The 10,560-nt window shown below is 45.6% G+C and carries 13 protein-coding genes, 1 pseudogene and 1 riboswitch; of the genes and pseudogenes, 2 read left to right on the top strand and 12 right to left on the bottom strand.

The window, feature by feature from the left end; translation table 11 throughout:
- Positions 1-6: 6 nt before the first annotated feature.
- From L5656_RS08615 to L5656_RS08570, 11 genes are all read right to left on the bottom strand, one after another.
- The gene (locus tag L5656_RS08615) at positions 7-789 is read right to left on the bottom strand and encodes a thiazole synthase (protein ID WP_297201852.1); all 783 of its coding nucleotides are present in this window, start codon (positions 787-789) and stop codon (positions 7-9) included.
- A gap of 110 nt (positions 790-899) precedes the next feature.
- Positions 900-1,100, bottom strand: coding sequence for a sulfur carrier protein ThiS (gene thiS, locus L5656_RS08610; protein ID WP_297201848.1), 201 nt, complete (start codon positions 1,098-1,100; stop codon positions 900-902).
- A gap of 115 nt (positions 1,101-1,215) precedes the next feature.
- Positions 1,216-1,821, bottom strand: a complete 606-nt coding sequence (gene thiE / locus L5656_RS08605; protein WP_297201844.1) for a thiamine phosphate synthase — start codon at positions 1,819-1,821, stop codon at positions 1,216-1,218.
- An 81-nt stretch (positions 1,822-1,902) separates the two neighbouring features.
- Positions 1,903-2,014, bottom strand: a riboswitch (TPP riboswitch).
- A gap of 231 nt (positions 2,015-2,245) precedes the next feature.
- Positions 2,246-3,079: a tyrosine-protein phosphatase gene (locus tag L5656_RS08600; protein WP_297201842.1), complete on the bottom strand. Its 834-nt coding sequence runs from the start codon at positions 3,077-3,079 to the stop codon at positions 2,246-2,248.
- On the bottom strand, positions 3,015-3,380 hold the full coding sequence (locus L5656_RS08595) for a polysaccharide biosynthesis tyrosine autokinase (RefSeq protein ID WP_297201839.1): 366 nt from the start codon (positions 3,378-3,380) through the stop codon (positions 3,015-3,017). The genes L5656_RS08600 and L5656_RS08595 overlap by 65 nt, the downstream gene beginning before the upstream one ends.
- 54 nt (positions 3,381-3,434) lie before the next feature.
- The gene (locus tag L5656_RS11415) at positions 3,435-3,578 is read right to left on the bottom strand and encodes a DUF4351 domain-containing protein (protein ID WP_366018169.1); all 144 of its coding nucleotides are present in this window, start codon (positions 3,576-3,578) and stop codon (positions 3,435-3,437) included.
- Positions 3,574-3,744 carry a hypothetical protein gene (locus tag L5656_RS08590; protein ID WP_297201836.1) on the bottom strand — a complete coding sequence of 57 codons (171 nt, stop codon included), beginning with the start codon at positions 3,742-3,744 and terminating at the stop codon, positions 3,574-3,576. The genes L5656_RS11415 and L5656_RS08590 overlap by 5 nt, the downstream gene beginning before the upstream one ends.
- Before the next feature lie 60 nt (positions 3,745-3,804).
- Positions 3,805-4,920 carry a hypothetical protein gene (locus L5656_RS08585; RefSeq protein WP_297201833.1) on the bottom strand — a complete coding sequence of 372 codons (1,116 nt, stop codon included), beginning with the start codon at positions 4,918-4,920 and terminating at the stop codon, positions 3,805-3,807.
- Positions 4,921-4,935: 15 nt separating this feature from the next.
- A complete protein-coding gene (locus L5656_RS08580) occupies positions 4,936-6,243 on the bottom strand; it encodes a hypothetical protein (RefSeq protein WP_297201830.1) in 1,308 nt (435 codons plus the stop codon).
- 2 nt (positions 6,244-6,245) lie between these two features.
- Positions 6,246-6,671, bottom strand: coding sequence for a hypothetical protein (locus L5656_RS08575; RefSeq protein WP_297201827.1), 426 nt, complete (start codon positions 6,669-6,671; stop codon positions 6,246-6,248).
- On the bottom strand, positions 6,655-7,272 hold the full coding sequence (locus tag L5656_RS08570; RefSeq protein WP_297201824.1) for a hypothetical protein: 618 nt from the start codon (positions 7,270-7,272) through the stop codon (positions 6,655-6,657). Before L5656_RS08570 ends, L5656_RS08575 begins: the two co-directional genes overlap by 17 nt.
- A gap of 868 nt (positions 7,273-8,140) precedes the next feature.
- Here L5656_RS08570 and L5656_RS08565 point away from each other — a divergent pair.
- Positions 8,141-9,472, top strand: a complete 1,332-nt coding sequence (locus L5656_RS08565) for a putative manganese-dependent inorganic diphosphatase (protein ID WP_297201821.1) — start codon at positions 8,141-8,143, stop codon at positions 9,470-9,472.
- Here the strand turns inward: L5656_RS08565 and L5656_RS08560 are convergent.
- Complete coding sequence (locus L5656_RS08560; RefSeq protein ID WP_297201818.1) at positions 9,446-10,141, bottom strand: DUF72 domain-containing protein; 696 nt, start codon at positions 10,139-10,141, stop codon at positions 9,446-9,448. The two genes, L5656_RS08565 and L5656_RS08560, sit on opposite strands and share 27 nt — an antisense overlap.
- Positions 10,142-10,487: 346 nt before the next feature.
- Here L5656_RS08560 and L5656_RS11505 point away from each other — a divergent pair.
- Positions 10,488-10,560 (top strand): annotated as a pseudogene (locus L5656_RS11505) (superoxide dismutase); the annotation flags it as partial.

Genomic DNA, 10,560 nt, shown 5'->3' with positions numbered 1-10,560 from the left:
CTTTATTTAAGCTTTAGGCCGGCCTATCATCCCTTCCGTCGGGCTGCTGGGGCTAGCAAAGGTTCTCTTAGGTATGCGGCCGGCCAGGAAGCACTTCCGCCCCGCCTCTACAGCCAGTTTCATGGCTTCAGCCATAGCTACCGGATCCTTGGCTTGGGCAATGGCTGTATTAATGAGGCAAGCATCAGCCCCTATCTCCATGGCTAAAGCAGCATCAGAAGGAGCCCCTATACCAGCATCTACTATGACGGGTACATTCACCCGCTGGATAATGAGCTGGATATGTTCAAAGTTAGGCAATCCCTGGCCTGAGCCTATAGGTGAACCTAAGGGCATAACTGTAGCTGCACCTGCCTCTACCAGCCGGCGAGCTACCACGGGATCCTGGTTAGTGTAGGGCAAAACAATAAAGCCCTCCTGGACGAGTATACGGGTAGCTTCAATGGTGGCTACGGGATCGGGAAGCAAAGTTTCTTCATCCCCTATAACTTCTAGCTTAATCATATCCGAAAGCCCGGCCTCCCTGGCCAGGCGGGCCAGCCGTACAGCTTCATCTACAGTTGTAGCCCCAGCGGTATTAGGAAGGAGGGTGATCTTCTTTAGGTCCAGATAATCCAAAATAGAAGGCTCGCTGCTTCCTAAGTTAAGCCTCCGCACGGCTACAGTAACGATCTCTGCACCAGAAGCCTCAATGGCTTTGCGCATAATCTCTAAGGAGGGATATTTCCCTGTGCCCACCATAAGACGGGAATTAAACTCCCGGCCCGCGATCACCAGCTTGTCAGCCATTTTTTAATCTCAACCTCCTTATGAAAATCTAAAGCTTTATGATATGATCTTCTATAAGCAAGTATGATTTTCATGCCCCGGTGGTGCTGCAGGCGCAACCAGCGCTGTTTTTATCCCCCGCCTACAAAACGTACTATCTCTATCTCATCACCTTCTTCTAAAATCACACGGTCATAGTCTTGTTTAGGTACTATTACCCTGTTGCGCTCTACAGCTAAGTACCGGTAATCCACCCCCAATTCTTTAAGCAAAGCTCCTACAGTAGTCCCCGGCTTGATTTCCCTTTTTTCTCCGTTTATAAGGACCTCCATGCTCCTTTTCACCTCCTCCCCCAGGTTAAAGAACAGTTCCTCCTTTCACGTTCGTCATTTTTGCCGGGACTCCCCAACACCTTCCTCTTAGCTCACTCCTATGGCTACTAAAAAATTACTCTGGATTCAGGGCCTGGCGAAACTTAAGCACCGCCTCACGGGGGGATTCCGCCGCCATAATACCAGACATGACAGCTACCCCGCTGGCCCCGGCTTCTAAACAAAGACGGACCCTTTCCGGTGTTATACCTCCTAAGGCTATAACTGGTATACCAACTTTACGTGCAACCTCGCCTAAAGCTATAAGTCCCCTCGGAGGTAAACCCTTTTTAGACTCTGTGGGAAAAACGTGACCAAAAAGAAGGTAATCCGCTCCTGCCGAAGCTGCCCTCTGGGCTTCGGCCAAGTCATGGACTGAGACGCCAACGAGTTTACCAGGTCCTAACAGACGGCGGGCTACATCCACTGGTAAGGACGTCTGGCCCAAATGAACACCATCTGCTTGTACAGCCAGGGCTATATCTACCCGGTCATTGATGAGGAACTTGGTGGTGGGAGGTAGAACTTTCTTAAGCTTACAAGCTAAGCGGTATAACTCATTAGCCGGAAGCTCTTTTTCTCGCAGCTGGAAGAAGTCTATACCCTCTAGCTGGCCGGCTACGACTTCTAGGGGGTATCGCGTCAACCTTTGATTACTTATAACATACAACCACGCCATCATTACCCCCTCCGGTTTCGCCTGCCCAGGAAACCGGTACCTGTAATGGATACAAAAAGGTGCACCCCGCGAGGAAAGTGCACCTTTTAAACGCCGGCTTTTTTCCCTCCGCAGGCATTACCCTGAACAGGTTCAGCGGGTCAGGTGCTCACTAGCCCTTTCTCAGCCCCTAACAGGAGCTCCCCGTTGTCAGATATGCACTTTATTTTATTTACAATTGTAAAATGCTTACGGATACACGTCAAGATGTTTTAGAAAAAAACCATATACCCAAACATATAAGGCCTGGCAGAGAGGAGGTTTTGGAAGTAAATGTAAAATTAAATCATGCTTAATTAGACCCTCTCCACTCCATCTCCGGATCATCTCCGTCCCATTTCCGTTTTTTGAACATATGTAAGATAAAATATCACTAAACCTGCTTTTATTAATCCCTTAGCCTGGTGATAAACCTAAGGAAGCCCTCTCTCCGTGGCCTATGTTCTGGTTCGGGTACTTCTATTTGTTCGCCACGGAGTAGGGCTAAAGCATTACGCCGGGTTATACCCTCAGCCTCCTGTTCCCCAAGTAATTCCGCAATCTTCTTCCGCACCTTGAGCATCTGTGGCGGCCGCCTTAGGGAATGACCGTCTGATCCGAGAAAATGTACCATCCTCGCCTTGACCATAGCCTCAGCCACTGCTTGCACTTTACGGCCAAAAGTGCCAATAAGACTTCCTGCATTGACCTGCACCAATGCTCCCTGGCGAATCCACTTAGCCAGTATGGACAGATCTTCCCCGATCACCCGGTTGCGCTCGGGGTGGGCCAAAACGGGAACTATATCTTTTACCCGAAGCTTAAATAGCACTTCTTCGGTAAAGGATGGAAGCTCCTCGAACGGTAGCTCTACCAGCAGATATTGACTTTGACCACCTAAAAAAGGAAGAGCATATATCCTCTCCGGTAACTCGGGCTCTAGATAAACTTCACCACCGGAGTAGATCTGAAGGGAAATGTCCTGGCTGTTCAGCTTTTCCTGGAGTTGGGCTACCAGGTCGGCTATCAGGCCTTTATCAGGCCAGTTTCCGGGGAGAAAATGGGGTGTGGCCACTAGGGCCTGGGTCCCCTCGCTGGCAGCCGCCCTAGCCATATCTATAGCCTCCTCCCAGGTAGAAGCCCCGTCGTCCAGCCCAGGCAGGATATGTACGTGTATATCAATCATTCCCATAGTAGTAATAATAGTAGTGGTAGTCTCCGCCGCCCTTGCGTTTAACCCCATTTAAAACAGCTCCCAAAATCCTGGCATTAACCCTTTCCAATTGTTCTTTGGCCTCCTTCGCCATCTCCACTACTGCCGTTCCAGCCCTGAGGACCAAAAGCACCCCGCTTACCTGAGGGGCCAAAATCATTGCATCTGTAACAGCTATTATAGGAGGTGTGTCCAGTACGACAATATCATAACTGTTCTTGAGTTCCTGCAAGAGTTCAGCCATTCTCACTGAACCAAGGAGTTCCGCAGGATTAGGGGGGATAGGCCCTGTAGTCAACAATTCCAGCCCTTCTGGCTCTAGCACGTGCACCAATTCTTGGACACTCTTATTAAAACTTACTGCTGCTGGGCCGAAGCTGTAATGTCAGTGCTCAACGCTGAGCAGCTTTTTTAAGTCGTTTTCACTAGTAACTTCGAATATCTTCTCCGCCAGCTCATCAAACTCCTCTAGCGAAAGAGTTTTTATCTTCTCCTCCGCTTCAGGGGGAAGGAAATCTAAACGCTTAATGCCACGAAGTCCTAAGTTCCATTACTTTCTTAACCTCCTCCACACTTAATTCCCTATAAAGCATCTCCTCTACTTCCTTTTCCTCTTCCAGGCTTAAGCCTAAGTAAGTATCGAGTATATTATAGCGGCTATAAGCTATATCTTCGCCGGGTAAAGCTTCATGCATTCTAGTTAGCGTCCTAAAAACTTTATCTTTCTTTATCTGCCGCTTCTCCCGAGATGGCCTCTAAACGCCAATACCAAAGAAACTTTCGAAGCCTTCGTAGTAAAAATCTGTATCGGATAGATCCAACAGGCTCTTGTAGCGAAATTCTGGACAAGAAGTATTACGTTCAGCCCGTACTGGACGATCACTTTCATGAAGGATCACTTTAACTTTTGTGTTCTGCGAGATACTTCGCCTTAATAAATATCTCAAATCATGGTCGGCGAGGGGTAACGAATAGCCAATAAATATCACCTCCGTGGCTGTACTCAGTGCGCAGAAAGCCTCGTCCCAGACCAACTCGAGGGTTGGATTTCTTACAGACTTAAGCAACGAGGGTGTTAAGAACAGGGGCCGAAGGAGCGGTTCAATGGTCTCGACCGGGTACACGCAACACCGCGGGCACCGGACAGGGTCAAAAATATCACGTACTCCTAAATCTTTGGGCCAGACAAATATGGTGTGGCACTGGGGGCATGTAAGCCAATTAAAAGATCCATGAAGTTTGAGCAATCTAGGCCCTAAACGGCCTCCTTCAGGTCTCTGGGCCGTGCCGTCCAGTTCAATCCAGAATATATTAGGCCCATAATCGAGTACTAGGTTATTCTTCCTACAAATTGACAACACAACTTCATCCCATACTGTGTCCCAGTTTGTACTGATCATTATCCAGTCGTTACCATAATCTGTCTGCAATTTGTGGTATAACCGCTCGTAAAGTCTTTGTTTTTCAGGGCTTAAATTAGCTTCTAAATAATTTAGGTAGTACATAATACACCTATCCAAAGCATCCCTGACATTGACAAGCTCAGTTTCGGAAAACGGGGGCAAAACATCGCCTTTGCTAATTGCCCTATCCAGAATAGTGTAGATATCCTCTAACTGGAGGTTGCCTAACTTATGTACAACCTGCTCGCTACGCTCATTCTTATCAGGGTCTCGAAGGAAAATAGCTCTTAAAAATCTGTTTACCACTCTTTTGGCCTGTACAAACTTCAGGTAGCCAGGTTGGAATATATCGGGCTCGAATCTTTCTATTTGATACAGAAGTTCTCGCTGGGTTGGAATCCCCGCTGGCAGCGAAAAACCAGCTCCAGTAACTATAGCTACTTTAACCCCTGCCCTGGATGACGTCATGCTGGTAATACTCCTTTACCCCTGTAGCACTTTAGCCCACCGTAAACAGTGAGCGGTGAAAGCATTCCCCACTGTTTTGCTTTCCTCTGCCGCCTGGATTAATTTCTTGGCTATTTGCGAAGCAGATTGCTCTACCTCTTGGTATTCCTTGGCTTTGCACCACATGTAGTGACTGACACAGAGATTTCTAGCTTCAGTAGTAGGATAGTTCAGTACCACAACCTGGTTATTACGGCGTGACACTGCCGGACTGGTTTCACCATACTTGGTAAAACCCTCCTCAACACTTAAAGCCCGGCCAATTAACTCAGCACACGTTTTGCAGTCACAAACATAACGAAAATAATCTTCTTTACTATCAAAAAAAGGCCTAACTAAAAAAACGACCTCAACATAAGGAATGCGTATATGAAGCGAAGGATAATAGAATTTTGATACCGGAAGACCTCCTCCTACAGGTATCACAGGTCGATGTTCGGCGTATTCCAGACCATGACAGACGCCTTTAATGTTTAACTCAGGAAAAACCTTCATCAGGGCCACTGAAAAGTAAGAACCATAAAGAATAAGTACTTCCTTTTTACCGCCTAGTTTTCTTAACATGTCTTTGTAGATAGTAAGTTCAGTTATAGTAGCCGAGGTTTCATCAAAATCATCTATCCATATAGCTACCATATCCGCAGGTGTGTCTGTAACCCTTTCGATAACCCCTGAGAGTTCCTGGGAAAGAAGGAGCCCTTTCCCAATTACTAGCTGCATAACCACTTTTTCGTTTGGGTACTTCGTCTTGGCAATTTCAACCGCTTTCGCATTTATTTCTAACCACTGCCCAACCGACAATTCGTCCATAAAAAAATAGGGAGCTATTACAGCCCAAGGTGTAAGGGGGTTAATGTTTATGAACTCATAATATTTCTGCCATTCTCCTTTCTGAGCACTGAATACGTTCCTTTGAAACTCAATAACCCTTTCCACTGCAGAAGCCAATATATGCTTGTCCTTAAAGTCATCAGGATAGACCGGACGGCCCGCATCGATACTTCTTTTGAAAGGTTCTCCGTATTGCTCTAAGAGTCTTGCGATTGATGATTTTATTTCCTCCGTTTTTGACGATCTAATATACCTAAGGTCATGTTGGAAAGCATGGGTCTGGGGATCAATAATGTAATTCTTGTTGCACACTCTTTCGGCTATGAATCTCGCCATCGCTGCCGGGTAATATGCAGCCATATTGCCGTTGACCACCAGTATATCATAAGTATCTCGAAAGTCTCCAGACAGAAATATGGATTCGGCATGAGTACCGTATCTGACCATATGCAAGTTCATCTCATCACCTCCATTTCAAGGGCTTTTCGCAACCATTTTTCTCCAATGGACCATTTACGCCTTGATGGTTTTGCCGGAAACACAACCCTGAAAAGCCGAGGGTATTCCATATCCAACATCAGCAACCCTACATCAGATTCATTAAACATTTTTTCCATTTTGGGAGTAACTTCCCTTAGGGGTAAGCATACGTATGAGAAATCAACAGCTACCAAATGGTGTTCTGCTTGGATCAAGCCTCTCCGCCAATCATGCAGTTTAAATTCAATCGCCACCAGCTTATCATCTTCTAGCAGGACCAAATCGATGCAACGGGAAAAACAAGGAACGCTCACATAAGTAGGAACACCTAAACTAACCAGAGTACGTTTGGCTATCTCCACCATCTCATTTTCTGTATGGAACTTAATACTGGTAGACACTGATTGAGGCCTCGTCACGTAGGATCTCATCCTTGATTTTTGAGTTTTTGGCAGTCTCAGGGTACTTTTCGTACACATAACGTAATATAGTCCTTAGACTGGCTTTAGTACAGTTCAATTTCAACCTAGCAAGGGCTTGTTTCTGGTTCTCGCTAAGCAATGGCCACAACTTTTTTTCTACGAAATCACGGCCTATCTTTGACAAGACATACGCTTGTTTCTCGAACACTACTATACCACCCTCTAGAGCCGGGCCATCTTCTAGACCTGTCGTTTCTTCCCACAACCAGTATTCTGCTTCTTCTCCCTGTTCTACCTGCTCACTAGTAGGTATTGTCTCGATAAACCCTAGGCCTATTAGGAATTCTAAGTCATCGTACACCTGCTTAGAGAAAGGACCATAATCATACGGTATAAACTTCGGGAGGTCTTCTTCTGTGATTAACTTATCCTGCTTAAACTTTGGATACACTTCTTTCTCAAAAAGAAATACCATCTTCTGTAAACGAGTGCGTCCTTCTATTTTTTCTCCGTACTCCCCAGTCTTTCCCGGCGCATATAACAGGAGAAGTATCAAATCCTTCCCTGTAATTTTAGACAAGGGTTCTTCACCTCCTTGCCTTACCCTGGTGTATTATTATTTTAGCAAACATTAAGGTGCCCTAAAAGGACAATTTGCAGCTTAGGCATTTGCGTTGCGGCCAATTTTTTAGGGGGACTTAACATAATTTAACAATGCAACCCTATAATTAAGTTAAAACAGGTACCTAGGAATATAAAAAGTTTCCAGTAGATGACAAGTGTTGGTAAAATAGCCTCAAAAAAGGTATACTACTCCTCCCACTCCTCCATGGTAATATATACCATTAGCCTTAGGCTACCTTTACTAAACTACGTATTCAAGAACTAGCCTAAGTCGTTCGAGCTCCCCTAAATTTTCGCTTTCCCTCCATCCAAAAAGCCTTTGGGGGTCAATTTTTTATCCCTTAAACCCAATCCTTTTCAACCCTAACCAAATTCATGCCTTTCCTGGGGTAAAATATTTTCCCTCAATCCCTTCAAACCTTCGCTCCCTTATTTCCACGTCAGCGTAGAATGGCTCGCAGCTGCGACTATAATGTTGGTGTGAGAATAAGTATCGAATATCGCCGTTATAAACCCTAGCTTCGCCGTATTCAGCTCCATCCTCGTTATCATCCTTAAAAATTCTATCTTTAGCTCCCACCTCTCCTTAGGACTAAGAAGTCAGTGATGAGCTCTTTAAAATATGGCGTCATGCTCTATGGGCTAGTTAACGTCGAACCATTCCTCCAAGGGATTAGCCACCCTCAGTGCCGGAAAGTACTTCACCGGAATACCCTTATCGCTTTTTCGCCTTGACTCTTTTCCACAGTTAAGGCTATATAGTTACTATGTAAAAGCAGCACTTCGAAGTCTGACTACCAGCGCTGGGAGTGAGTTTGAAGGAAATGGGGAAAGAGATCTTAGTAATAGGTCATCAAAAGCCCGATACCGATTCCATCGCCTCAGCTATCGGATATGCCTATCTACAAAATCAGATAAGAAAAAAGGAAAATGTTATTGCTGCAAGATGCGGGGAACTCAACCGGGAGACAAAATTTGTACTGGAGTATTTCAATGTCCCCGCCCCAACTTATGTAGATGATGTTAAACCCAGAGTAGAGGATGTGCTGGACGGAGGAATTATCTTTATCCACCCGGAGGTCACTGTAAGACAGGCTGGAATTTTCATGCGCCAGCACGGGGTCAAAACTTTGGCCGTTGTCGATGGTGAGCAACATCTTTTGGGTTTACTTACTGTTGGCGACTTGGCGCGCCTACTTTTGGAGGCTTGGGATAGCGGGTATATGCCCATGGATACGCCGGTTAAAAACATAATGCGTAAAGATAACTTAGTGCTCTTCCACCACGACGATCTAATAGAAGAAGTCAAAAGAACCATGCTAGAAACGCGCTACCGCAACTACCCTGTAGTAGATGAACAAAACCGCTTTTTGGGTATGATTTCCCGTTATCACCTTTTAGCTATGCGGGGCAAAAAAGTAATCTTAGTAGACCACAATGAAAAAAGCCAATCTGTTCCGGGTATTGAACATGCCGAAATACTTGAGATTATCGACCACCACCGGGTAGCAGATATAGAAACCTCTGAGCCAATTTTAGTTCGCAATGAACCAGTCGGGAGCACCTCTACTATAATCAGCAAAATATTTTCTGAAAAGGGTATTACTCCCCCTAAAGAAATAGCCGGGCTGCTCTGTGCTGCTATATTATCTGACACTATGATCTTAAAGTCGCCTACTACTACTGAAGAAGATAGGCAACAGGTAATAAAACTTGCTGAATTGGCCGGGATAAACCCCATCGAATTTGGTAAAAAAATGTTCCAGGCAGGTTCGCTACTGGCCGGCCGTTCAGCTCGCGAAATCATATTGGAAGACTTTAAGGAATTTCGCTTCGGAAACTATGTGATAGGTATTGGACAGATAGAGATAGTGGACCCCCACGCCCTCCCAGTAAGCGCAGAAGTTCTCTTGGAGGAGATGAAAAAGCTCTGTAAAGAAAAAAATTATGACCTCGTACTTATGATGATTACTGATCTGATGCGCAACGGCACAGAACTTTTCTTTACCGGCCAAGAGGTAAGAGCAGTAGAGCAAGCTTTTAACGTACCCCCGGGTAAGGCAAGCGTATTTCTACCCGGCGTAATGTCACGTAAAAAACAAGTTGTTCCGCCGCTCCGGCGTATGCTCTCACAGGCCAGCGAGAAGCCTTTTTAACATGCGGGCATTGTATACGGCCTGAGCTCCGAAATGGTTATTAAACGCTATAAAAACCCGGGAGGCTTGACGGGAAAGCAAAGAGATGCGCGGCACCCATTCAGCTAGCTCTTTCTCCGAGTAAAGATAATCATAGCGCTCATAGGATTGTTCATGTTTCCACCATTTACTAGCATTCCGGCCGTGGAAGCGAACATAGGCCAAAGGAGCGGTCACTTTAACTACATTGGTAACCAATCCCGTAAGCCTCGGGCCGTCCACGCAGACATAACCTATATCTAAGGATTTAAGGAGAACCCAGGTAGCTTCCTTAAGCCAGCTATTATGGCGAAATTCTACCACCAAGGGTAATTCACCTAAAAGTTCCCGCAAAAAAACCAAATACGAGCGGTTGTTATCATTACAGGGGAAAGAATAGGGGAACTGGAGTAATAAGGCCCCTAACCTGTCTTGCTCTATAAGAGGTTTTAAGGCTTCACAGAACTTTAAAGCGTCTTCCTTTACCGTATCCCCGCGCTCGTGGGTTAAGCTTTGAAAGGCCTTCACGGTAAAAATAAAACCTTCCGGGACTTTATCTAACATGCTTTCGAAGATCTTAGGAGTAGGAAGACGGTAATAGGAAAAATTGATCTCCGTAAAAAGGAATTCCTGGGCATAATAAGAGAGCATATCCTTTTGTGAGATTCCTATAAGGATAAAAGGTCCCCATCCAATCCCGGTAGCTATAACCAGAGGTACCGATATATATGTCTGCCTTGGGGCCTACTACTAAGGCTTCGATGTCTTCGACCGCATCTTCACTTAGCCTGGCTGGGATCTCGCATAATTATTTACTTCGCCTAGTTCCATATTTCCTTCTGGACCTCCCTTTTTTCTCCCCTACTTCACCCGGATATTAATTTCTACATAAGATGATTACAACAGGATGATTACAACAGAACTTTATTTAAGGATTTAAGGATACGTCTTAAAGGAGGAACATAACGCTATGACTGGGGATATAGCCAAGGGCATCGTCCCGCCTGGAAAACACAGCCTGCCGCCCCTCCCCTATCCCTATAACGCCTTGGAACCTTATATTAGCGCCA

The sequence above is a fragment of the Thermanaeromonas sp. genome (genome assembly GCF_021890735.1).
GTDB lineage: Bacteria > Bacillota > DSM-521 > Neomoorellales > Neomoorellaceae > Thermanaeromonas.
The sequence above is the reverse complement of the archived record's forward strand: the minus strand, read 5'-3'. Positions and strand labels throughout refer to the sequence as shown.